Genomic DNA, 23,658 nt, shown 5'->3' with positions numbered 1-23,658 from the left:
CGGGGCTTCGGGCCGGGGCCCCGGGTTTCGGGCCGGGGCCCCCGGTGTCGGCTCGGGGCTTCGGCTGCGGCTCCGGGGCTGGACCCGCGGGGCTGAGCTCCCCCCACGTACAGAGCCGGGCGAGGCCGGACTCCCCGCCCGCGGACGACACCGGGCGGGGCCGAGCCCCGACCCGCCGCGCGGGAACGCGGGAGCGGGGCACAGCTTCGGCATCCCCGGCGCGGGAGTACGCCGGAAGAGGACGAGCGCGCCGGCGTGCCCCGAGGGCGCGTGCCGCCGCGCCCGGTCAGCCGCCCGACCGGAACAGCAGCGTGGTCAGCTCGCGGAAGACCTCCTCGGGGTCCCGGTCCCCGACGGGGCCGTCCAGGTTGTGCCCGAGCAGCAGCGTCGCGAAGCCGTGCGCCAGGGACCAGGCGGCGACCCCGGCCAGCCGGGTGTCGGCGCCCCGGCCCTCCGACGGCACCGCGGCCACCGCGGCACGCAGCCGCTCCCCGGCCAGCGCGCGGGCCGTCGTGAGCTCCACGTCCCCGTCGCGCAGCAGCCCCGGCGTGAACATCACCTGGAAGTGCGCGGGATGCTCCCGCGCGAACCGCACGTAGCGGACACCGGCGTCCCGCAGGTCGGCCGCCTCCGCGAGCGCGCCCGACAGCAGCCCGAAGCCCTCGGCGGCGATCGCGGTGAGCAGACCCGTGCGGTCCTTGAAGTGATGGGCGGGCGCCGCGTGCGAGACGCCGGCCCGGCGCGCCAGGTCGCGCAGGCTCAGCGCGGCGGGCCCGTCGGCCGCGATGACCTCCAGGGCGGCACCGAGGATCGCGCGCCGCAGATCCCCGTGGTGGTAGCGGCGGCGGTCGTCGGACTCGGGACTGGTCATGGACAGCAGCGTACGCGGGATCTAGGCATTGACAAGTTAGCGGACCGCGGGCAATCTTGTCAGTGTCAAGTTTTGAGCCGGTGGGGGACGCGACGAGGAGGCACGCCATGTCGGAGAGCGTCAGCGGGGCACGTGCGGGGGGCGGATCCGTCACGGGGGAGCCGGAGCGGGTTGCGGAGGTCGACCTCGGCAGGGTGCGGCAGCTGTGGCACCTGCTGGAGCCGCTGCACGCGGTGTTCTACTACGCGCCGGAGACCTTCGAGGAGGCCGGCGCGCTCGGCTTCGCGACCGAGGAGCGGTGGCCGAGCTACTTCCCGTTCCGCGCCGCCCCGCTGGGAGCCGTCGGCAGTGAGCGCGTCACGTCCGCCTTCTACAGCTTCAGTCCCCGCATGGTCGCCCGGCACATGGACACCGCGTGGGACACGGCGAGTCCGCGGGACGTGCTGGCGGCGCGGCAGCGGGCCGTCGACCGGGCCTACGGCGCGATATTCGGTGCCCGCACGGCCGCCCCCGAGCTGGCGGAGGCCGCCGCCCTCGCCCGCCGCGCCGCGGCGGCGGTGACCACCGCGGGCCGCCCCCTGGCCGCGGCCAACGCGGAGCTGGCCTGGCCCGACGCTCCGCACCTGCAGCTGTGGCACGCGGCGACCGTCCTGCGGGAGCACCGCGGCGACGGGCACCTCGCGGCGCTCCTCGTGGCCGGGCTGGACCCGGTGGAGTCGCTGGTGTCGTTCGCGGCGGCAGGTGCGGCCTCCCGGGAGCGGTTCGACAGCCGCGGCTGGAGCGCCGAGGAGTGGGCCGCCGCGCAGGGGCGGCTCGGGCGGCGCGGGCTCGTCGCCGAGGACGGCACCGCCACGGAGGCGGGCCACGAGCTGCGCCGGCGCGTCGAGCGGCACACGGACGAACTGGCCGCCGCGCCCTGGCGGTCGCTGGGTCCCGAGGCCACCGCCCGACTCGCCGAGCTGCTCGGCGAGTTCTGGGTCACGGCCCTCGCTTCGGGGCTCCTGCCGTCGGAGACGACGCTGGGCATCGGACGGGTGTGACGGCACCACTGCCGGAGCCGCGGCGCTCGGGTCCCGGGTTCCCGACGCTCGGGTGTCTCGGGTGCCGGGGCGACCGGGTCCGGGGGCCCGTGGCTGCCACCTCGCGCAGGACGGGCGCCCCACGCCGGACCGACACCCGCGCCGGGGGTCGGCACCGCGCGCACAGCACGAAGCCGCCCGGGGAGACGGATCTCCCGGACGGCCTCCGGATTCACGGTGGTTCCGTGGGCTGCTGTGCCCCGGGGCGCCGGTCACTGTCGTTCCGCGGCGGCCGTGGGTCGTCCCACGAGGGTCCGTGAGCCGCGCTTCCACGCGAGCGGTGCGGGCTACTACGGCCTGTCGGGGTTGTCCCGCTGGATCCCCATGCGGTCCTCGGCCTGTTGCTGGGCCTTGTCGACCTGGTCCGTGTACTTGTCGCCCGTCCTCTTGTTGGCCTCCCGCTCGGCGGCGTCCGACATGTTCGGACCCTTGTCCTTCGCGTGGCTCTTGAACCTGTCGAAGATGCCCATCCAGAGCTCCTTCCAGAGGTGACTCACGTTCGACGATACGCCCGGCATGCCCTGCTTGCCCGTTGAGGCCCGGTAGGGACGACACCCCCCGGCCGCTACGGTGGGATCAGGGAGAACCGCCTGCGCAGGGCGGCACCGGAGGGCAAGGGGAGGGGCGTCGTGGCGCGTCTGAGGGGTGGGGTGGCTGCGGCTGTCCTGGTGCTGTTCGCCGTCAGCGGCTGCACGGAGCCGACGGCGGGCGTCGCCGGGCCCGAGGACACGGCGGGCGGTGGCCCCGCCCTGACCGCCGTCGATTCCCTGACCGTGAAAGGGCGGGCGCCGAGGACCGGGTTCGACCGGGAGCGCTTCGGCAGCGCCTGGGCCGACACGGACTCGAACCGCTGCGACACCCGGGACGACATCCTCAAACGGGACCTGGAGGACGTGAAGTTCAGCGACGGCACGTGCAAGGTCGCGTCGGGGACCCTCGATCCGGATCCGTACAGCAACAAGCGGGTGACGTTCGCGCGCGGGCGGAGCCAGGTGGACATAGACCACCTGGTCGCACTCTCCGACGCCTGGCAGAAGGGCGCCCAGAAATGGGACGCGAGCAAGCGCATCGCCCTCGCCAACGACCCGCTCAACCTCCTGGCCGTCGACGCCGGGCTCAACCGCGGCAAGGGTGACGGCGACACGGCGACCTGGCTCCCGCCGAACAAGCGCTACCGCTGCACCTACGTCGCCGCCCAGGTGGCCGTGAAGAAGAAGTACGGGCTCTGGGTCACCGCCGCCGAGAAGTCCGCCATGAAGCGGGTCCTCACGGGATGCCCCGGCCAGAAGCTCCCCTCGGGCGGCAACCCGACGCGGGCGCCGGAGCGCTTCCACGCCGACTAGGTGCGGTCGTCCGCCGGTGACCTCGTGCCGTCCGGGTCCGAGGGGCGAAGACCTCAGCCGAGCTCGTCCAGATCCAGGACCTTGCCGGTGGGGGCCTCGGCGGGGACCGGCTTGTTGTAGTCGCTGAAGGTCAGCGTGCCCGGGTCCTTGGCGGACTTGCTGTCGATCTTCAGCAGGTACGGCTTGCCCTCGGTCGCCACGTAGACCGTGTTGACGTCCTTGCCGTCCTTCTCGTGCAGGACGATCGCGGGAGTGCCGTCGACGGACGACGTCTTGCCCCGGGTGGCGTCGGAGTTCACGTCGCCGGCCTCGTCGAGCACCGTGTCGAGGTCGCAGAAGCCGGCGATGTCCTTGGAGTCCGAGCCGGTGGCGGCCATCTTGGTCCACTTGCCCGCCAGCATGTCCACGACGCCGTCGGTCTCCTCCTTCGAGTCGCCCTCGCCCTGTTCGCGCAGGAAGGCTTCGTCGTACTTCATGTAGATGGTGTCGCCGGTCTTGATGAGCTCGGCCTCGCCCTGGTCGCCGAGGCCCAGGGTGCCGGCGCAGTCGCCCTTCTTGTTCAGGGCCATGTCGATGCGGATGGTGCCGCCGCTCTCGTCGTCCGGGACGGTCCCCTTCATGCGCAGCGACTCCGCGCCCTTGGTGGCCTTCACCGCACGGTCGGCGATCTCGCCGCCGGTCAGACCGGCGAACGGGCCCTTCGGCTTGCTGTCCGCCTTGTCCTCGCCGGACAGGCAGCCGGTGAGGCTCGCGGTGGCCGCGGCAACGAGGCAGAGAGCGGCAAGTGCGTTTCGACGCATGGGAGTTCCTCGGGATGAGAGACGGGTGGGTGGCGTGCGGACCCGACGCGACGCGACGCGTTGAGTCGGGCGACCGCGGGCGCCGTTCGACAGCCCCATCACAGCAGAGCTTGTGAACCGAGTCAACACGGTTCACGGAAACCCTTGTGTACACGGCCGTGAATCGGTAGATCTTGCGTACGTCGGTATGCTCGACGCCACACACCAGGTAGAGGGGAGCCGGGCGGGTGCAGGAGAACGGGACAGAGGTGACCGCCGCCGGTATCGCGCGGCTCGCCGGGGTCGGCCGTGCGGCCGTCAGCAACTGGCGCCGCCGCCACGCAGACTTCCCCAAGCCCGTCGGCGGCACCGAGACCAGCCCCTCCTTCGCGCTGCCCGAGGTCGAGGAGTGGCTGCGGAACCAGGGGAAACTCGCCGAAGTCCCGCTCCGGGAGCGCGTGTGGCAGCACCTGGCCGGCCACCCCGAGGGCCCCGGGACGGCGCTGGTGCACGCGGGCTGCGCCCTGCTGCTGATCCACGACCGCCCCACCGTGTGGCTGGAGCTGAGCGCGACCTCCGACGAACGCCTCGCCGCCCGCCTGCCCGCCGCACTGGAGCAGGTGATCACCCCGCGCTTCGGCGCCCCGCCCGGCCGCGCCGTGCACACTCCCTCCGCCGCCGAACTCCTGCCCTCCGGCCCCCTGTTGCGCGGCGCCGCCGAGCTCGCCGCGGAGCTGGGCGCCCGCCAGACCTACGAGTTCCTGCTCGGGCGGCACCTGGACGCCAACCCGCGGCAGTACACGCTCACCCCCGGCGGCCTCGCCGCGCTGATGGCCGAACTCGCCGGACCCGCCCGGACCGTGCTGGACCCCGCCTGCGGCACCGGCGCCCTGCTGCGCGCCGTCGCACCCGCGCCCGGTCAGGAGCTGTACGGCCAGGACAGCGCCCCCGAGCTCGCCGCGCTCACCGCGCTCCGCCTCGCCCTGCACACCCAGGCGGCCGTCCGCAGCGCCGTCGGCGACAGCCTGCGCGCCGACGCCTACGAGACGCTGCGCGCCGACGTCGTGCTGTGCCACCCGCCGTTCAACGAACGCAACTGGGGCCACGACGAACTCGCCTACGACGCCCGCTGGGAGTACGGCTTCCCGGCCCGCACCGAGTCGGAGCTGGCCTGGGTCCAGCACGCCCTGGCCCGCCTCAAGGAGGGCGGTACCGCCGTCCTGCTCATGCCGCCCGCCGCGGCCTCCCGCCGCTCCGGCCGCCGCATCCGCGCCGACCTGCTGCGCCGCGGCGCCCTGCGCGCGGTGATCGCCCTGCCGGCCGGCGCGGCACCCCCGTACAACATCCCGTTGCACCTGTGGGTGCTCCGTCGGCCCGGCAAGGCGCCCGCCCAGCCCGAACTGCTGCTGGCCGACACCGCCGCACCGGCCGAGGGGACCGCGGCCGCCGCCGACCGGGTGCGGGAGACCGGGGGCGGCCGGGCCGGCCTCGACTGGCAGACCGTGCGCACCGCCGTCCTCGACGCCTGGCGGCCCTTCGAGCGCACCGGCACGGCGCCCGAGCGCCCCGGCCTCAGCCGCTCCGTCCCCGTCATCGACCTCCTCGACGACGACGTGGACCTGGCCCCCGCCCGGCACCTGCCGCCCCCCGCCGAGTCCGGCGGCGCCGAACGGCTGGCGACCGTACGCGAACGCCTCGGCGAGACCCTCCGGCTGACCGCCGATCTCGCCCCGCACGCCGCCGAGGAAGGGGGCCCCGCGCACTGGTCGCTCACCACCGTCGGTGAACTGGCGCGCGGGGGAGCCCTGTTGCTGCGCACCGGCGGCAGCAGCGCCCCGGCGCGGGTGCCCGTGCTCACCGATCACGACGTACTGGCCGGGACCGCCCCCTCGGGCCATCTGCCCGAGGGCGAGGAGGAGGCCGTGCTGGTCGCGGCGGGCGACGTCGTCGTCCCCGTACTGGGCGGCGGCTCGGTCGCACGCGTGATCGACGAGGAGACCGCCGGAGCCGCCCTCGGACGCCACCTCACGCTGCTGCGCCCCGATCTGGCCGCGCTCGACCCGTGGTTCCTGGCCGGGTTCCTGCGTGGCACCGCCAACAACCGGCAGGCCAGCAGCTACGCGTCCACCGCCACCCGGCTCGACGTGCGCCGTCTCCAGCTGCCCCGCCTGCCCCTGGAGCAACAGCGCCGCTACGGCGAACGGTTCCGGGCGCTCGCCGAGTTCGAGGACGCCCTCAGGCTCGCGGGCCGCCTCGGCGAGCACCTCGTGCGGGGCATGTACGACGGTCTGACGGACGGGACGGTCGCGCCCGGCTGAGCCCCGCGGCGGGGACGAAGTGATCAGCACGACAACGGTTCGGTACAACCCGGGACCGGTAGTGCTTGTCGGCCTATACGCTCGGACTTCCAGCTCACCCGTCCACCCCACCAGGCCTCCAGGAGCAGCCATGCACGGCCACGGCTACGCGCCGCCTCCGCCGAAGCGTCCCTCGACCGGGACGCTGGTCGTGCTGCGCATCATCTTCGCGGCAGTGCCCCTGCTGACCATCGGATTCCTGGCGTGGGTCTCGCCGCTGCGGGTGGCCATCGTGACCCGCCGCGCCGCGGACTGGTGGATCTTCGTGGGCTCCCTCGTGGTCCTCGGTATCAGCTTCGCGTTCCTCAGCACCGACCACACCGACGACTTCAGCAGCCCGAACGGCAACGTCGGCATGATCATCCTGCTGCTCAACGCCGCGGCCTGCACCGCCTACTTCCTCTTCGCGGACATCCGGCACTACCAGCAGCCGCATTTCAGCGGCTACCCCCCGCAGGGGCCGCACACCACGCACTACGGCTACCCGCAGCCCGCGTCGCCGTACACCGTCGCCCACCCGGGAACCCCGGCCCCCCACCCGCACACTCCCGTCCCGGGAACCCCCGCGCCCCATACCCCCGTCCCGGGAACCCCCGGACCGCACACGCCCGTTCCGCAGCCGCCGACGCGCCCCGCGCCCGCCCGCATCGACCAGGTCCGCGCCGAACTCGACGAGCTCAGCGACTACCTGCGCAAGCACGACGGCACCGGAGGCGGCAGGTGAGCGTGGCGACGGGGCGCGTGGTCGCCGACCGCTACGAGCTGTCCACGCTCATCGGGCAGGGCGGCATGGGCCAGGTCTGGACGGCCTACGACCAGCGCCTCGACCGGCGCGTCGCCGTCAAGCTCCTGCGCCCCGACAAGGTCGCCGGCCAGGAGGCCGACGAGCTCCGCCGCCGCTTCGTGCGCGAGTGCCGGGTCACCGCACAGGTCGACCACCCGGGCCTGGTCACGGTCCACGACGCGGGCAGCGAGGGCGAGGAACTGTTCCTCGTCATGCAGTACGTGGACGGAGCGGACCTCTCCGACCACCTCGCCGAGCACGACCCCTACCCCTGGCAGTGGGCGGTCGCCGTGGCGGCGCAGCTGTGCGCGGTGCTGTCGGCCGTGCACGCGGTGCCGATCGTCCACCGCGACCTGAAGCCGCGCAACGTGATGGTGAAACAGGACGGCACGGTCACCGTCCTCGACCTCGGTGTCGCCTCCGTCATGGACACCGACACCACCCGCCTCACCCACACCGGCTCGCCCATCGGCAGCCCCGCCTACATGGCCCCCGAGCAGGCGATGGGCGGCGCCGTCGGCCCGTACACCGACCTGTACGCGCTCGGCGTGCTGCTGCACGAACTGCTCAGCGGGGACGTGCCGTTCTCCGGATCGACCGCTCTCGGCGTCCTGCACCGCCACCTCTACGAGCCGCCGCTCCCGGTGCGCAGGCTGCGGCCCGAGGTCCCGGACGCCCTGGAACGGCTGGTGCTCCGCCTGCTCGCCAAGGACCCCCAGCACCGCCCGGACTCCGCCCAGGAGACGTACGAGCAACTGCTCCCGCTGCTGCCCGCGCGCGGCATGCCCTCGGGAGCCCCGCTCGACCCCACCCGCCCCTTCCTGCGACCGCACGCGCCCTGGCCGGACCGTGCCCGCACACCCGCCCCCCAGCCCTCCGCGGCCCCTGCCCCGCCCGCCGCCGAGAAGCCCGACGTCGCCGGCGCCGTCGACGAGGTCAAGCGGCTGCTCGGCGAGGGCCGTATCACCCAGGCCGTCGACATCCTCGGCGCGATCCTGCCGGCCGCCGCCGCCCAGCACGGCGAGCACTCGCCGGTCGTCCGCACGCTGCGCAAGCAGTACGCGGCCACCCTCATGGACGACGGGCAGTACCGGCGGGCCCTGCCCGAGCTGCGCCGCCTCGCCGACGAGCGGGCCGCCGAGGCCGGGCAGGCCGACACGCAGTCGCTGCGCTTCCGCTACGAGGCCGCCCAGTGCCTGGAGCAGCTCGGCGAACCGGCGGCCGCGCTGGCGGAGTACCGCGCCCTGCTGCCGTACTACGAGAACCAGTACGTCGCCGGCGACCCCGAGCTGTCCCTGGAGGTCCGCCGCCGCATCGGGCATCTCCTGCTCGCGCTCGGCGACCGCGCCGCCGCCCACGACACGCTGGCCAGGCTGCTGCACGACGTGGAGCGGCTGCGGGGTCCCGGGCATCCGGTGGCGGCCGAGATCCGCCGGACGCTGCAGTGGCTGGGGCAGGTCCGGGGCTGACCGCGACCCGCCGGGCACGCGCCTGCGGGGCCGACGGCAACGCTGTGCAAGGCGGTTGCCCGGTCACCGGGGGGCCGGGACCGGGGCGCGCCCGTCGCGATCACGGACCGACGCGCCCACCGGCGGGCCGCCCGGCCGCGCACGGAGGCCCCCGCCCGGCGGGGTGGGGCCGGCGGTTCGCGGGCCGACCTGATGGTCCGCGGGCGGACTTGCCGGTGCGACGGTGCCCGAAGTCCTCGCGAATCGTTGGTCGAATGGGTGGCCGAGAGCTGTGCCACTGCCTAACATCGATCACCGCAAGACCTTGTGCACCGTCGCACAATCTCCTCAGGAGGCTTCCTTGCACCGCCGCCGTCGCTCCGCGCTCGTCCTCTCCGCCGCGATCATCGCCGCGGCTCCCCTTCTCACCGCCTGCGGCAGCGACGCGCACCCCGGTGCCGCCGCCGTCGTCGGCGGCCAGCGGATCACGGTCGGCCAGCTGGAGAGCCGGGTGAACGAGGTGCGCACGGCGCAGCGCGAGGCCACCGAGGACGACGCCCAGTACGAGCAGGCCGTCGCCAAGACCGGCAGCCTGACCCGCGACACCTTGCACAGCCTGGTGCTGGACCGGGTCCTGGCGCGTGCGGCGAAGGACGCGGGCGTGAGCGTCACCCGCAAGGACACCCAGCAGATGCGCGCCGGGCTGGAACGGCAGGCGGGCGGCGCCAAGGCGCTGGAGACGGCCTGGCTCCAGCAGTACGGAGTGGCCCCGGCGCGCCTCGACGACAGCCTGCGCACCGAGATCGAGGCCCAGAAGCTCGCCGCGGCGCTCGGCGCCGACATGAACACCGAGGCGGGCAAGGCCACGTTCTGGAAGGCCATGTCCGACGCCTCCGAGAAGCTCCACGTCGACCTGAACCCGCGCTACGGCACCTGGGACGTCGAGAAGAGCAGCCGCGTCGACGCGAAGACGCCGTGGCTGCGCGAGGTCACGGCGGCGTCCCAGAAGCCTGCCTAGCCTTCGGGGCACCCCCGCGCACTGTGGACAAACGGTTCAGCCGTCCGGTCGGCGGCCGCCGCGACCGGGCGCCTGGCCTGTGGACAACCGCCGGAAGCGTCGGCGGGGTGGGTTACGTTCGAAGGGTGAACGCAACCAGCCTCGACGGCGATCCGAACGCGAGCGGCTCCGACACCCGCGCCCCCGGCCGCGACACCCCCGCGCCCGACGGGGAGACCCCGGCCCCCGGCCGTATCGTCCTGCTCACCACCAGCCACCGGGTCGCCCCGGGGCTGCTGTCCTGGCCCGCCTGGCAGGCGCTGCGCTCGGCCGACCGCGTCCTGTGCGGGGACGGCGCCCACCCGCAGCTGCCGTATCTGCGCGAGGCCGGCATCGAGGTCGACGAGGCGTCCCCGGCCGCCGAGGAACTGCTCGACCACTGCGCCGGCGGTCGCACCGTGGTGGTCGTCGCCACCGGTGAGGGCGAGCCGCGGCTGACCGACGGTCTCGCCCGGCTCGCCGGCTCCGGCCGCATACGGATGCCGGAGCTCGAACTGCTCCCCGCCTCCTACGACCTGCCGGGCGCCCGCCTCCTCGACCTCGTCCAGGTGATGGACCGCATCCGCGCCGAGTGCCCCTGGTCGTCCCGGCAGACCCACGAGGGCCTGGCGAAGTACGGCATCGAGGAGGCCTACGAACTGGTCGAGGCCATCGAGGAGGGCGACCGGGACGAGCTGAGGGAGGAGCTCGGCGACGTGCTGCTCCAGGTCGTCTTCCACGCCCGGATCGCCGAGGAGGGCCGCCCCGAGGACGGAGCCGAGCCCTTCTCGATCGACGACGTGGCCGGTGGCATCGTCGCCAAGCTCATCCACCGGCATCCGCACGTGTTCGGTGACGCGACCGCCTCCACCCCGGAGGAGGTCAAGGAGCACTGGCTGCGCACGAAGGCCGTGGAGAAGCGGCGGACATCCGTGACGGAGGGCATCCCGCTGGGGCAGCCGGGCCTGGCCCTGGCGGCGAAGCTCGCCTCGCGCGTCCGCACGGCCGGGCTGGACGTTCCGGTCCCGCGGGGCGAGGGCGTGGGTTACGAGCTGCTCGCGGCGGCCGCTCGCGCGGAGGCGGCGGGCGTCGACCCGGAGACCGCCCTGAGAGCGGCGGCCCGCGCGTACCGGGACGCGATCAGGGCGGCGGAGGAGGCGGGGAGGACCGCGGGCTGAGCCCCCTGCGGGGCACGGCCGGGCATGCCGTGCCGGTCGGCGCCGACGTGGTCCGGGACGTGGAGCCCGGTCCGCCTGTGTGGTCAGGGGCCGCGGTGTCCGGTCCGGCGGTGCGGTCAGGGAAGCCGTGGCGGGTCAGCAGCCGGGGGCGCGGCTCGCCGGGTTGTGCCAGCTCGGCCGGGGCCGGTCCAGGAACCACTCCGCGGGGCCCGACGGCCGCGTGCCGAACTCCCCGGCATGGGGCAGGAGGTCGTGGAAGATCCGCCCGGGCGCGGTGCCGAGGGCGGGCAGGGCCTCGCCGATCTCCTCGACGAGTCCGGCCGGACCGGCGAGGTAGACGTCGTGCCGGTCCCAGTTGGCCCGGTTGCCGAGCGCCGTGAGCAGCCGCTCGGTGGCCTGCGCCTTGGGCCGGCCGGGCGCGGGCGTGATGAAGGTGACGGCGAGCCGGGGGAGCCGCGCCCGCAGCGCGTCGATGGCGGTCCGGTCGTAGACGTACGCGAGATCGCGGGCGACGACGAAGAGCCGGGAGTCGTACGGTGCCGCGTTCGGGCCGCCGTACTCCGCCTGCTCGATCCGCTCGATCCGTTCGAGCTGCTCCAGTTGCTGCAGGAGGGCCTTGACGGGGGCCCAGCCGGTCCCGGCGGCGATGAAGGTGACGGGCCGGTCCTCCGGCGGCCGCAGGATGAGTCCGCCGCCCGGGGAGCCGAGCCGGAGCACGTCGCCCTCCCGGGTCTGCCGTACCAGCGCGGTGGAGAGCAGTCCTTCCTCGACGCGGCTGACGTGCAGGTCGACGGTGTGGTCGGGCCGGGGCGCGTTGGCCACCGAGTAGGGGCGCCAGATGCCCGGTAAGTAGGGCACGTTGACACTGACGTACTGCCCCGGGAGATGGCCGAGCGGCCGGACCGGCCGCAGGGTCAGCAGGACGATGTCCCGGCCGAACCGCCGGCGGGCGACGACCTCGGCGTCGAACCAGGGGGGTTCGCCGTCGTGCTCGGCGTCCCGGGCCCCCCGGAGCATCGCCTCCGCGATCGTCGCGTACGCCTCCCCCCAGGCCTTCTCGACCTCCGCGTTCCAGGACGGCCCCGCGACCGCGGCGAACGCGGCGATCAGACTCGCTCCCACGGCCGCGTAGTGCTCGGGCTCCGCCAGGTACTTCCGGTGGTCCCTTCCGAGCTCTCCGAGGTATTCCGCCAGCGTCGGGTCCTCCAGCCGCGCCACGACCTGGGTGAGGGCGGCGAACAGCCGGTCCCGCTGTCGTTCCATGTCCTCGGGGAAGTCCAGCGGGAAGAGCCCGCGGACGGCCGGGTGGTGCCGGAACAGGTGCGCATAGAAGTACTTGACCGCGAACTCGGCCCGTCTCTCGACGACCGCGAAGCTGGATCTGAGTATTTCGGGGTCCACGGGCGGAATGTAGGGAGTTCCCGATCCGCGAAGTCAAGTGGCGGACGATTTACGGACAGTCCGGGGCGAACTGTCCGGCGGGCGGGAGAGGGACGCGCTCGTGACCCCGGATACCGTCGGCGGGTGACCGAAGACCCCGTACCTCCCGCCGACCGGAACAGCGCTCCCACCGGAACCCCCGCCGACGGCCCCGGCGGCACACCTGCCGGGAGCACGCCCGCCGGGAGCGCGCCCGCCCCCGAGCTCTTCACCTGGGAGTTCGCCGCCGACCCGTACCCGGCGTACGCCTGGCTCCGGGAGCACGCGCCCGTGCACCGGACGCGGTTGCCGAGCGGTGTGGAGGCCTGGCTGGTCACGCGGTACGGGGACGCCCGGCAGGCCCTCGCGGACGGCCGGCTCAGCAAGAACCCGGCCCACCACGACGAGCCCGCGCACGCCAAGGGGAAGACGGGCATCCCGGGCGAGCGCAAGGCCGAGCTGATGACCCATCTGCTGAACATCGACCCGCCGGACCACACCCGGCTGCGCCGCCTGGTCAGCAAGGCGTTCACCCCCCGGCGGGTGGCCGAGTTCGCCCCCCGGGTCCAGGAACTCGCCGACGGCCTCATCGACCGGTTCGCCGACCGGGGCAGCGCCGACCTGATCCACGACTTCGCGTTCCCGCTCCCGATCTACGCCATCTGCGACCTCCTCGGCGTTCCGCGCGAGGACCAGGACGACTTCCGGGACTGGGCGGGCATGATGATCCGGCACGGGGGCGGACCGCGGGGCGGTGTCGCCCGGTCGGTCAAGAAGATGCGGGGCTATCTCGCGGAGCTGATCCACCGGAAGCGGGCGGCGCTCACGGACCGTCCGGAACCCGGCGAGGACCTCATCTCCGGACTCATCCGGGCCTCGGACCACGGTGAGCACCTCACCGAGAACGAGGCCGCGGCGATGGCCTTCATCCTCCTCTTCGCCGGTTTCGAGACGACGGTCAACCTCATCGGCAACGGGACCTACGCCCTGCTCACCCATCCCGAGCAGCGGCGGCGGCTGCAGTCCTCCCTCGCCGCCGGAGAGACCGCCCTGCTGGAGACGGGTGTCGAGGAACTCCTCCGCTTCGACGGGCCCGTGGAGCTGGCCACCTGGCGGTTCGCCACCGAGGCGGTCCGGCTCGGCGGACAGGACATCGCCGCCGGCGACCCCGTCCTCGTCGTCCTCGCGGCCGCCGACCGCGACCCCGAGCGCTTCGAACAGCCGGACACCCTGGACCTCTCGCGGCGCGACAACCAGCACCTCGGATACGGGCACGGCATCCACTACTGCCTCGGTGCGCCGCTCGCCCGGCTGGAGGGGCAGACCGCCCTGGCCACGCTGCTCACCCGGCTCCCTGACCTGCAACTCGCCGGCGACCCGGCCGACCTGCGCTGGCGGGGCGGTCTCATCATGCGGGGACTGCGCACGCTTCCGGTGGAGTTCACGCCTGCCCGATAGGGCGTGCCGGGGAGCCCGTGTGCCGCCCGGACCGTACGCGGATGCGGCCCGTTCAAACATGACACACCGTCAATACTGTGATCTTCACGTGATCTGCGCTGCATCGACTTGTGACAAGCGTTCGAGTCCCGATACGTTCACGCATCAACGCGGTGGATCTTCCGTCGCGTCTGTCATTGCTGTCTCCGAAAGGCCACCGCATGCTCTCCGGGAACGGTCGTCACCGTCGCCCCCGCCAGGCTCCGGCGCTCATCGTCGCGGCAGGAGTAACCGGATCGGCCATCGCCATCCCGTTGCTCGGCGCAACCGGCGCGAGCGCCGCAGACGGCACCACGTGGGACCGGGTCGCGGAGTGCGAGAGCGGCGGCTCCTGGAGTGCCGACAGCGGCAACGGGTACTACGGCGGCCTGCAGATGACCCAGGAGAACTGGGAGAAGTACGGCGGCCTGGCGTACGCGCCGAGCCCCGACGAGGCCAGCCGCTCGCAGCAGATAGCCGTCGCCGAGAAGCTTCTCGACGGACAGGGCCTGGCCGCCTGGCCCACCTGCGGGCCGCTCTCCGGCCTCAGCAAGAAGTCGGCCTCCGTCGAGGTCGACACGGGCATCGGCGAGGACCCCTCGTCGCCGACCGGTTCCGCCTCGCCGGATTCGTCCCCTTCGGACGACTCGTCCGGTTCGGGCGGCCTGTCGAACGGCAGCCCCTCGGGCAAGCCTTCCGCGAGCGCGTCCGCCGACCCGTCGAAGTCCGGCGCGGCCTCGGGGGCGACGTCGAAGCCGAGCAAGGACGCCGGCGACTCCAAGGGTGCGGACAACTCGGACACGGGCAAGGCGAAAGCGGACGACTCGGACAAGTCGGGTCGGAGTGAAGCCCCTTCGGGCGGGTCCGCGAGCGAAGCGGCCGGCACCGGCCGGCACCGCGGCGGCATCGCCGAGGACGAGGCGGGCTCGGGCGCGACCGCCGGGCGCGCACAGGAGTCCTCCGGCCGCCACGCCTCGCGCAGCGCCGACGCCACGTCCGACGCGACGGAAGGCTCGTACACGGTCCGTCTCGGGGACAGTCTCACGAGCATCGCCGACTCCCTTGCGGTCCAGGGCGGGTGGAGTGAGCTGTACGAGGTGAACGAGAAGACGGTCGGCGCCGACCCGGACCTCATTCACCCCGGTCAGAGCCTTGAGGTCACCGAAGACTAAGTGGTCGTCAGGCGGCGAATCGGGTACAAAACAGCGGTAGTTCACGTCATGGTTCGCACCGCAATGTCCGGTTTGGTGAGAGTGAGACATGAGTCTCAGAAGCCCTGATCGTCTTTGAAATTCCGGCGGTCGCGTGTCTACGGTCGTGACCGCTCGCCACAGCGGGCCCCGACGGTCGCAACGCCGAATCCTGCCAGCGGCCGTCCGGGAACAGTCGTCGCGCAAGCGCCGCAGGCAGGAGCGGGGGACCCAAGGTAAGTGCCGGGCCCGGGAGTTGAGAGACCTCCGGGAACGGCTTGGGGTGAAGTCGGGCGCCAGCGGCGCACGACCGGGCACTCACCCGCCCGAACCCGACAGCTCACCTCGCAGGCGTCGGTGAGGGGATCACTTCATGCTGCTCAACAGCAAGGGCAAGCACCGCCGCCCGTCCAAGGCCGCCCGTGTCGCCACGCTCGCCGGTGTCACCGGTGTCGCCATCGCCGCTCCGCTGATGGCCGCCGGCAACGCCTCCGCCGCCACCACCTCCGAGTGGGACGCCGTCGCCCAGTGCGAGTCCGGCGGCAACTGGTCCATCAACACCGGCAACGGCTACTACGGCGGTCTGCAGTTCTCCGCCTCCACCTGGTCCGCGTACGGCGGCTCCGCCTACGCCTCCACGGCCGACCAGGCCTCCAAGTCCGAGCAGATCGCCGTCGCCGAGAAGGTGCTCGCCGCGCAGGGCAAGGGTGCCTGGCCGACCTGCGGCACCGGCCTGTCCGGCGCCTCCACCGGCGGCACCTCGACGGACACCGGTTCGCAGAGCACGGCTCAGCCGCAGCAGCAGGCCCCCCAGTCGCAGGACCAGCGCGCCTCGCGTTCCTCGGAGCGGGAGACCGCCAAGAAGACCGTCGAGACCCCGACCGGCAAGAAGGTCGAGAAGGGTGACGGCGAGTACAAGGTCGTCAAGGGCGACACCCTCAGCTCCATCGCCGAGGAGAAGAAGGTCAAGGGCGGCTGGCAGAAGCTGTTCAAGCTGAACAAGGACATCGTCGACGATGCCGACTTCATCTTCCCGGGTCAGCAGCTCCACCTCAGCTGACACCGGCTGACTTCGGCCTCCGGGCCGATCCCGGCCCTCCCCCGCGCGGGGTCTCCCCCCAGGGGACCCCGTGAGGGCCATCCCGTCCCCACGGGCTCCCCGCTCCGGTGCGTGTTCCCCCGTACGCACCGGAGCGGGGCATTTTCATGTGTGCGCCGGGACCGCCGGTCGCGGCGGTACCTGTACGGGGCAGGTTTTTGTTCCGTTCGGAAACAATTTACTCTCGGTTCTGTCCATGGGGTGGTCGACCGGCTGGCCGATCGCCCCGGGCCGGTTAGGCTCATGTCGCGGAGCCGACCGCGGCTCCGTGCAGCAGCGGGCCAAGGGGCTCCGCGTACCCGCGTCACATCCCAGAAGGAGATGCTCGTGCCGTCCATCGACGTCGTCGTAGCCCGGGAAATCCTCGACTCGCGAGGGAACCCCACCGTCGAGGTCGAGGTCGGCCTCGACGACGGCAGCACGGGTCGTGCCGCCGTTCCCTCCGGCGCCTCCACCGGTGCCTTCGAGGCCATCGAGCTGCGCGACGGTGACCCCAACCGCTACCAGGGCAAGGGTGTCGAGAAGGCCGTCCTCGCGGTCATCGAGCAGATCGGCCCGGAGCTCGTCGGCTACGACGCCACCGAGCAGCGCCTGATCGACCAGGCGATGTTCGACCTGGACGCCACCGACAACAAGGGCTCGCTCGGCGCCAACGCCATCCTCGGCGTCTCCCTCGCCGTCGCGCACGCCGCCTCCGAGGCCAGCGACCTGCCGCTGTTCCGCTACCTGGGCGGTCCGAACGCGCACCTGCTGCCCGTCCCGATGATGAACATCCTGAACGGCGGCTCGCACGCCGACTCCAACGTGGACATCCAGGAGTTCATGATCGCGCCGATCGGTGCGGAGTCCTTCTCCGAGGCGCTGCGCTGGGGCGCCGAGGTCTACCACACCCTCAAGAAGGTGCTGAAGACCAAGGGTCTGTCCACGGGCCTCGGCGACGAGGGCGGCTTCGCCCCGAACCTGGAGTCCAACCGCGCCGCGCTCGACCTCATCATCGAGGCCATCAAGCAGGCCGGCTACGTCCCCGGTGAGCAGATCGCGCTCGCGCTCGACGTCGCCGCGTCCGAGTTCTACAAGGACGGCAACTACGAGTTCGAGGGCAAGTCCCGCTCGGCCGCCGAGATGACCGAGTACTACGAGGAGCTCGTCTCCGCCTACCCGCTGGTCTCCATCGAGGACCCGCTGTACGAGGACGACTGGGCCGGCTGGAAGGTCATCACCGACAAGCTGGGCGACAAGGTCCAGATCGTCGGCGACGACCTCTTCGTCACCAACCCGGAGCGCCTGGCCCGCGGCATCGAGGAGGGCTCCGCCAACGCCCTGCTCGTCAAGGTCAACCAGATCGGCTCGCTGACCGAGACCCTGGACGCCGTCGAGCTGGCCCAGCGCAACGGCTTCAAGTGCATGATGTCCCACCGCTCCGGCGAGACCGAGGACGTCACCATCGCCGACCTCGCCGTCGCGGTGAACTGCGGCCAGATCAAGACCGGCGCCCCGGCCCGCTCGGACCGCGTCGCCAAGTACAACCAGCTGCTGCGCATCGAGGAGATCCTCGACGACGCCGCGGTCTACGCCGGCCGCTCGGCGTTCCCCCGCTTCAAGGGCTGATCCGTAGGAAGCGTCGTCCGTACGTCCCCGTACTCGGTCCCGTACCGTGTGCGGGGACGTACGCACGTGACGGGCTTGTGCCGGGGAGGCGGGATTCATGGCCGTGAAGGACCGGGACCGGTTCTCCACCACGACCAGGCTGCGGCTGCTCGGTGAGCAGACGGCGGCCCGCGTCTACCGCTCCCAGACCAAACGGCAGGCCCGCCGCTCCCGCCTGACGGGCCGTGCGGCGCTGCTCGCGCTGGTCCTGTGCTCCCTGATCGTGGCCCTCGCGTACCCGATAAGGCAGTACGTGTCCCAGCGTGCCGAGGTCGCCGAGCTGGAGCGGCAGCAGGAGCAGGCCCGGCAGCGGGTCGAGCAGCTGCGCGACCTCAAGGCCCGCTGGCAGGACGACGCCTACGCCGAGCAGCAGATCCGGCAGCGGCTGCACTACGTGATGCCGGGCGAGACCGGTTACATCGTGATCGACCCGGACGCGGTGCAGAAGTCGCGCACCGACCTGGGGGCGGCCGACCGTCCCTGGTACGCCAACGTCTGGGACGGCGTGGACAAATCCGACCGCTCCGACCAGTAACTGACCAGAGAGACAAGACACACCGCATGGAAACGCCCCCGCCGCCCACCCCGCGCACCGAGCCGAACGACGCGGACGTCGAGGCCTTCAAGCAGCAGCTCGGCCGTCCGCCGCGCGGGCTGCGTGCGATCGCGCACCGCTGTCCGTGCGGTCAGCCGGACGTGGTGGAGACGGCACCCCGTCTCCCCGACGGCACGCCGTTCCCGACCACGTACTACCTGACGTGTCCGCGGGCGGCCTCCGCGATCGGGACGCTGGAGGCGAACGGGGTCATGAAGGAGATGACGGACCGTCTGGCCACGGACCCCGAGCTGGCCGCGGCCTACCGGGCGGCGCACGAGGACTACATCGCACGCCGCGACGCCATCGAGGTGCTGGAGGGCTTCCCCAGTGCGGGGGGCATGCCGGACCGGGTGAAGTGCCTGCACGTGCTCGTGGCGCACTCGCTGGCCGCGGGGCCCGGGGTGAACCCGCTCGGGGACGAGGCGATCGCGATGCTGCCGGAGTGGTGGCGCAAGGGGGCGTGCGTCGTCCCTCTTGACGAGGGGTGATCCCGTCCGGGGGCGGCTTCCCCGGGATGCGGGGGGCCGGGGGCTGGCGTCCCGCCCGTCGGGGTGGCCGTCCCGGGGGCTGCCGCCCCCGGACCCCCGCTTCGGCCTGACGGCCTCGTCCTCAAACGCCGGACGGGCTCAACTTTCCCCGCCCGGGGTCGGCTTCGCGCCGTCCGTGGGCGTGGCCTCGGCTTCGCCCCGTCCGGTCGGGCTGGACTTTCCCCGCTCGGGGTCGGCTTCGCGCCGTCCGTGGGTGTGGCCTCGGCTTCGCCCCGTCCGGTCGGGCTGGACTTTCCCCGCCCGGGGGCGGCGGCTTCGCGCCGTCCGTGGGTGTGGCCTCATCACGACAGGAGACCGAACGCATGACCAGGGTCGCCGCCATCGACTGCGGCACGAACTCGATCCGTCTGCTGGTGGCGGACGCGGACCCGGAGACGGGTGAACTCGTCGACCTGGACCGCCGGATGACGATCGTCCGGCTGGGGCAGGGCGTCGACCGGACGGGGCGGCTGGCTCCCGAGGCGCTGGAGCGCACCTTCGCCGCCTGCCGGGAGTACGCGGCCGTCATCAAGGAGCACGGCGCGGAGCGCCTGCGGTTCGTGGCGACCTCCGCCTCCCGCGACGCCGAGAACCGCGACGTGTTCGTCCGGGGGGTCCTGGACATCCTCGGGGTGGAGCCGGAGGTCATCACGGGCGACCAGGAGGCGGAGTTCTCCTTCACCGGCGCGACCAGGGAGCTGGCTGGGCGGGACGACCTGGCGAAGCCGTTCCTGGTGGTGGACATCGGCGGCGGCTCCACGGAGCTGGTCGTCGGCGAGGACCACGTCCGGGCGGGGCGTTCCGTGGACATCGGCTGTGTGCGGATGACCGAGCGGCACCTCGTGCACGACGGCGCCGTCGTCGACCCGCCGACGCCCGCCGCGATCGCGGCGATCCGGGCGGACATCGAGGCCGCCCTGGACCTCGCCGAGCAGACCGTCCCGCTGCGCGAGGCCCGCACCCTGGTCGGCCTGGCCGGCTCGGTCACCACGGTCGCGGCGATCGCCCTGGACCTCGCGGAGTACGACTCCGCCGCGATCCACCACTCGCGGATCCCGCACGACCGCGTCCGCGAGATCACCGAGCGGCTGCTGTCCTCGACGCACGCGGAGCGGGCGGCCGTGCCCGCGATGCACCCGGGGCGCGTCGACGTCATCGCGTCCGGTGCCCTGGTACTGCTCGCGATCATGGAGCGGATCGGGGCGGACGAGGTCGTCGTGAGCGAGCACGACATCCTCGACGGCATCGCCTGGTCGATCGCGTGACAAGGTCCTCCCCGCACGGCGGGGCCGCCGGTGAGGGAGTCTTTACTACTCACCGGTAGCCTCGCTTGAGCAGGTCGGATAACGTATGAGCGCACCCGTGGCCGCCAGGAAAAGCCCCAGGGTGAGGCGCCGCCGGGAAAGTTCGTGAAGTTCTTCACAAGGAATTCGGTCCCGATGGGCGCCGATGGGGCCCGGTTGGCCCTTCCAGGGGGCTCACCAGTCCTGGGAGGGTGCTCACGGGAGCGTTCCAGGGGTGTTGCGGGCGTGTGACGCGGACGGCTGGTCCACCCGGCCGGAAGGCCTCAAGTGGCAGCTCACGCGGTGTTGACAACGGTCCGTGGTACACGGTGGTTCCCCCGCGGCGGCATGACCTGGGTCACGTGGGCGGCGGAGTGTAGCAGAGGGCCTGCCCAAGCTTGTGAAGGGGCGCACGAGCGACCCCTCCGAAGCGGGTGGATACTCGATGGCATGAGCACCACGGAGCGTCCCAGGATCCTCGTAGTAGGCGGTGGGTACGTAGGCCTGTACGCAGCTCGGCGCATCCTCAAGAAGATGCGCTACGGCGAGGCGACCGTCACGGTCGTCGACCCCCGGTCGTACATGACCTACCAGCCCTTCCTTCCCGAAGCCGCCGCCGGCAGCATTTCGCCTCGGCACGTCGTCGTCCCGCTGCGACGCGTCCTGCCGAAGGCGGAAGTCCTCACCGGTCGGGTCACCACCATCGACCAGGACCGCAAGGTCGCCACGGTCGCCCCCCTCGTGGGCGAGGCGTACGAGCTGCCTTTCGACTACCTGGTGATCGCGATGGGCGCGGTCTCGCGCACCTTCCCGATCCCCGGCCTCGCCGAGCAGGGCATCGGCATGAAGGGCATCGAGGAGGCCATCGGCCTGCGCAACCACGTCCTCGAGCAGCTCGACAAGGCCGACTCCACGACCGACGAGGACGTCCGCCGCAAGGCGTTGACCTTCGTCTTCGTGGGCGGCGGCTTCGCGGGTGCGGAGACCATCGGTGAGGTCGAGGACATGGCCCGCGACGCGGCCAAGTACTACAACAACGTGTCCCGCGAGGACATGCGCTTCATCCTCGTCGACGCCGCGGACAAGATCCTTCCCGAGGTCGGCCCCAAGCTCGGTGCGTACGGCAAGGAGCACCTGGAGAGCCGCGGGGTCGAGGTCTACCTCTCGACCTCGATGGACTCCTGCGTCGACGGTCACGTGGTCCTGAAGAACGGCCTGGAGGTCGACTCCAGCACCATCGTGTGGACGGCCGGCGTCAAGCCGAACCCCGTGCTCTCCCGCTTCGGTCTCCCGCTCGGCCCGCGCGGCCACGTGGACACCCGGCCTACCCTCCAGGTGCAGGGCACGGACTACATCTGGGCCGCCGGCGACAACGCGCAGGTGCCCGACCTCGCCGCCCGCAAGGCCGGCGTGGAGAACGCCTGGTGCCCGCCGAACGCCCAGCACGCGCTGCGTCAGGCGAGGGTCCTCGGCGACAACGTGGTCTCCGGCATGCGGGGCTTCCCGCAGAAGGACTACGCGCACTCCAACAAGGGTGCGGTGGCGGGTCTCGGCCTCCACAAGGGCGTCGCGATGATCGTCATGGGCAAGATGAAGATCAAGCTCAAGGGCCGCCTGGCGTGGTACATGCACCGCGGCTACCACGGTCTGGCGATGCCGACGTGGAACCGGAAGATCCGCGTCTTCGCGGACTGGACGCTCGCGATGTTCCTCAAGCGCGAGGTCGTCTCGCTCGGCGCCATCGAGACGCCGCGCGAGGAGTTCTACGAGGCCGCGAAGCCGGCGCCCGCTGTGGCGCAGGCCGCCGAGGCCCAGCTCCCGCCGTCGAAGAAGACCGAGGAGAAGGCCAAGGCCTCCTGACCTCCGGTCACTGATCGCCCCGAAGGGGCCTCCCGCCATCCGTGGTGCGGGAGGCCCCTTCGGCGTTCGGTGGTGCCCGGCCCCTCGGCACCGGCGGGCGGTCGGCAGCGACGCCGCGGAGACCGAAGCGTGGTCACTACATCTGTTTTGCCGATCCGTGACGCCGGCGGGGGACTGCGCACCGGGGCGGATGGTGTTTACGTGGTGGTGGACGTTCCGGGATCCGTTGTCACGGAGGTGTGGCCATGCCCGACGCCGCGCTGCGGCTGAACAGCCTTTTCGAACAGTTGCTGGGGGCACCGCTCCCGGTGCGCCTGCGCGCCTGGGACGGTTCCGAGGCGGGGCCGCCCGGCGCCCCCGTCCTGGTGATCAGGAACCGGCGGGCCCTGCGCCGGCTGATCTGGAAGCCGGGGGAGCTCGGGCTCGCCCGGGCCTGGGTCGCCGGGGACCTCACGGTCGAGGGAGACCTGTACGCGGCCCTGGACCTGGTGGCCGGGCTGGTGTGGGAGCGGCCCGAGGGGGCCAGGGGCGTCCGCGAGGCCCTGCGGGACCCCGACGTGCGTGCGGCCGTCCGGGGCCTGCTGCGGATGGGCGGACCTGCGGGGCCGCCCGCACCGCCCGCCGAGGAGGTCCGCAGCCGCCGTCACCTGCACAGCAGACGCAGCGACCAGCGCGCCGTCAGTCACCACTACGACGTGGGCAACGACTTCTACGAGATCGTCCTCGGGCCGTCCATGGTGTACTCCTGCGCCTACTGGGAGGACGCCGGCACTCTGGAGGGCGCGCAGCGCGACAAGCTCGAACTCGTGTGCCGCAAGCTGGACCTGCGGCCGGGCGGGCGCCTCCTGGACGTCGGCTGCGGCTGGGGTTCGATGGCCGTCCACGCCGCCCGCGAGCACGGTGTGAGCGTCGTGGGCGTCACGCTGTCGCAGGAGCAGGCCGCGTACGCCCGCAAGCGGGTCGCGGAGGAGGGGCTGACCGACCGGGTGGAGATCCGGGTGCAGGACTACCGGGACGTGGCCGACGGGCCGTACGACGCCATCTCCTCCATCGGCATGGCCGAGCACGTCGGGGCCGAGCGCTATCTGGAGTACGCGCGGATGCTGCACGCCCTGCTGAAGCCGGGCGGACGCCTGCTCAACCACCAGATCGCGCGTCGCCCGCAGACCGAAGAATCGGCGTACCACGTCGACGAGTTCATCGACGCCTACGTCTTCCCGGACGGGGAACTCGCGCCCGTCGGCACCACCGTGACGCAGCTGGAGCGGGCCGGGTTCGAGGTGCGCGACGTCGAGTCCCTGCGCGAGCACTACGCCCTCACCCTGCGCCGGTGGGTCGCCAACCTGGAGGCGCAGTGGGCCCGGGCCGTCGGGCTCACCGGCCCGGGGCGGGCCCGCGTCTGGCGACTGTACATGGCGGCCAGCGCCCTCGCCTTCGAGCGCAACCGCATCGGCGTCAACCAGGTGCTGGCGGTGCGCACCCCCGAGCCGGGCCGCTCCGGGATGCCGCTGCGGGCCCGCACCTGGAACGCCCGCCCGTAGGGACCGGACGCACGTCGGGGCCCGTCCGGTGCCGGACGGGGGCCGAACGCCCGGAGGATCCTCGGAATTTGTGGTCGTCGAGACGTTCCGGGGGGGCGCACCGGGGGTCGGGCAAAGACACGCGAGGACACAGAACGCCGCAG

The 23,658-nt window shown here is 72.7% G+C and carries 20 protein-coding genes and 1 riboswitch; of the genes, 16 read left to right on the top strand and 4 right to left on the bottom strand.

Going from position 1 to position 23,658, the window contains the following annotated elements; translation table 11 throughout:
* Positions 1-286 precede the first annotated feature (286 nt).
* On the bottom strand, positions 287-871 hold the full coding sequence (locus tag ACZ4NT_RS25345; RefSeq protein WP_121402483.1) for a TetR/AcrR family transcriptional regulator: 585 nt from the start codon (positions 869-871) through the stop codon (positions 287-289).
* Positions 872-978: 107 nt separating this feature from the next.
* Between ACZ4NT_RS25345 and ACZ4NT_RS25340 the strand changes: the two genes are divergently transcribed.
* Positions 979-1,911, top strand: a complete 933-nt coding sequence (locus tag ACZ4NT_RS25340; protein ID WP_467727764.1) for an SCO6745 family protein — start codon at positions 979-981, stop codon at positions 1,909-1,911.
* Between the two features lie 329 nt (positions 1,912-2,240).
* Here the strand turns inward: ACZ4NT_RS25340 and ACZ4NT_RS25335 are convergent, their stop codons facing one another.
* The gene (locus tag ACZ4NT_RS25335) at positions 2,241-2,420 is read right to left on the bottom strand and encodes an antitoxin (RefSeq protein ID WP_121402484.1); all 180 of its coding nucleotides are present in this window, start codon (positions 2,418-2,420) and stop codon (positions 2,241-2,243) included.
* 159 nt (positions 2,421-2,579) lie between these two features.
* Between ACZ4NT_RS25335 and ACZ4NT_RS25330 the strand changes: the two genes are divergently transcribed.
* Positions 2,580-3,293, top strand: coding sequence for an HNH endonuclease family protein (locus ACZ4NT_RS25330; protein WP_121402485.1), 714 nt, complete (start codon positions 2,580-2,582; stop codon positions 3,291-3,293).
* 53 nt (positions 3,294-3,346) lie between these two features.
* Here the strand turns inward: ACZ4NT_RS25330 and ACZ4NT_RS25325 are convergent, their stop codons facing one another.
* The gene (locus ACZ4NT_RS25325) at positions 3,347-4,093 is read right to left on the bottom strand and encodes a LolA-like protein (protein WP_467727761.1); all 747 of its coding nucleotides are present in this window, start codon (positions 4,091-4,093) and stop codon (positions 3,347-3,349) included.
* 227 nt (positions 4,094-4,320) lie between these two features.
* On the opposite strand from ACZ4NT_RS25325, the gene ACZ4NT_RS25320 reads away from it, so the two are divergent.
* The 5 genes from ACZ4NT_RS25320 (at position 4,321) to ACZ4NT_RS25300 (ending at position 10,875) form a co-directional block, all read left to right on the top strand.
* Complete coding sequence (locus ACZ4NT_RS25320) at positions 4,321-6,390, top strand: N-6 DNA methylase (protein ID WP_467727759.1); 2,070 nt, start codon at positions 4,321-4,323, stop codon at positions 6,388-6,390.
* Positions 6,391-6,520: 130 nt separating this feature from the next.
* Positions 6,521-7,153 carry a hypothetical protein gene (locus ACZ4NT_RS25315; protein ID WP_467727756.1) on the top strand — a complete coding sequence of 211 codons (633 nt, stop codon included), beginning with the start codon at positions 6,521-6,523 and terminating at the stop codon, positions 7,151-7,153.
* Between the two features lie 38 nt (positions 7,154-7,191).
* Positions 7,192-8,682, top strand: a complete 1,491-nt coding sequence (locus ACZ4NT_RS25310) for a protein kinase domain-containing protein (RefSeq protein ID WP_467727908.1) — start codon at positions 7,192-7,194, stop codon at positions 8,680-8,682.
* A 340-nt stretch (positions 8,683-9,022) separates the two neighbouring features.
* Entirely contained in the window at positions 9,023-9,679 is a 657-nt protein-coding gene (locus ACZ4NT_RS25305; RefSeq protein WP_121402490.1) for a SurA N-terminal domain-containing protein, read from the top strand.
* Positions 9,680-9,804: 125 nt separating this feature from the next.
* A complete protein-coding gene (locus ACZ4NT_RS25300) occupies positions 9,805-10,875 on the top strand; it encodes a nucleoside triphosphate pyrophosphohydrolase (RefSeq protein WP_467727754.1) in 1,071 nt (356 codons plus the stop codon).
* A gap of 135 nt (positions 10,876-11,010) precedes the next feature.
* Here ACZ4NT_RS25300 and ACZ4NT_RS25295 read toward each other — a convergent pair whose 3' ends face one another.
* On the bottom strand, positions 11,011-12,276 hold the full coding sequence (locus ACZ4NT_RS25295; protein ID WP_467727752.1) for a globin domain-containing protein: 1,266 nt from the start codon (positions 12,274-12,276) through the stop codon (positions 11,011-11,013).
* A gap of 123 nt (positions 12,277-12,399) precedes the next feature.
* Here ACZ4NT_RS25295 and ACZ4NT_RS25290 point away from each other — a divergent pair, with 123 nt between their 5' ends.
* The 9 genes from ACZ4NT_RS25290 (at position 12,400) to ACZ4NT_RS25250 (ending at position 23,515) form a co-directional block, all read left to right on the top strand.
* A complete protein-coding gene (locus ACZ4NT_RS25290) occupies positions 12,400-13,752 on the top strand; it encodes a cytochrome P450 family protein (protein WP_467727750.1) in 1,353 nt (450 codons plus the stop codon).
* A 200-nt stretch (positions 13,753-13,952) separates the two neighbouring features.
* A complete protein-coding gene (locus ACZ4NT_RS25285) occupies positions 13,953-14,942 on the top strand; it encodes a transglycosylase family protein (RefSeq protein WP_467727748.1) in 990 nt (329 codons plus the stop codon).
* A gap of 216 nt (positions 14,943-15,158) precedes the next feature.
* Positions 15,159-15,329: riboswitch (cyclic di-AMP (ydaO/yuaA leader) on the top strand.
* Positions 15,330-15,333: 4 nt separating this feature from the next.
* The gene (locus tag ACZ4NT_RS25280) at positions 15,334-16,020 is read left to right on the top strand and encodes a LysM peptidoglycan-binding domain-containing protein (protein ID WP_121402495.1); all 687 of its coding nucleotides are present in this window, start codon (positions 15,334-15,336) and stop codon (positions 16,018-16,020) included.
* Positions 16,021-16,380: 360 nt separating this feature from the next.
* Positions 16,381-17,667 carry a phosphopyruvate hydratase gene (gene eno / locus ACZ4NT_RS25275; protein ID WP_121402496.1) on the top strand — a complete coding sequence of 429 codons (1,287 nt, stop codon included), beginning with the start codon at positions 16,381-16,383 and terminating at the stop codon, positions 17,665-17,667.
* 97 nt (positions 17,668-17,764) lie between these two features.
* A complete protein-coding gene (locus ACZ4NT_RS25270; RefSeq protein ID WP_121402497.1) occupies positions 17,765-18,241 on the top strand; it encodes a septum formation initiator family protein in 477 nt (158 codons plus the stop codon).
* A 26-nt stretch (positions 18,242-18,267) separates the two neighbouring features.
* The gene (locus ACZ4NT_RS25265; RefSeq protein ID WP_121402498.1) at positions 18,268-18,792 is read left to right on the top strand and encodes a DUF501 domain-containing protein; all 525 of its coding nucleotides are present in this window, start codon (positions 18,268-18,270) and stop codon (positions 18,790-18,792) included.
* Between the two features lie 362 nt (positions 18,793-19,154).
* A complete protein-coding gene (locus tag ACZ4NT_RS25260) occupies positions 19,155-20,096 on the top strand; it encodes a Ppx/GppA phosphatase family protein (RefSeq protein WP_121402499.1) in 942 nt (313 codons plus the stop codon).
* A gap of 468 nt (positions 20,097-20,564) precedes the next feature.
* Positions 20,565-21,974 carry an NAD(P)/FAD-dependent oxidoreductase gene (locus ACZ4NT_RS25255; protein ID WP_121402500.1) on the top strand — a complete coding sequence of 470 codons (1,410 nt, stop codon included), beginning with the start codon at positions 20,565-20,567 and terminating at the stop codon, positions 21,972-21,974.
* 245 nt (positions 21,975-22,219) lie between these two features.
* On the top strand, positions 22,220-23,515 hold the full coding sequence (locus tag ACZ4NT_RS25250; protein WP_467727744.1) for a class I SAM-dependent methyltransferase: 1,296 nt from the start codon (positions 22,220-22,222) through the stop codon (positions 23,513-23,515).
* Positions 23,516-23,658 lie beyond the last annotated feature (143 nt).

The sequence above is a fragment of the Streptomyces sp. NPDC026417 genome, from assembly GCF_055567695.1.
The sequence above is the reverse complement of the archived record's forward strand: the minus strand, read 5'-3'. Positions and strand labels throughout refer to the sequence as shown.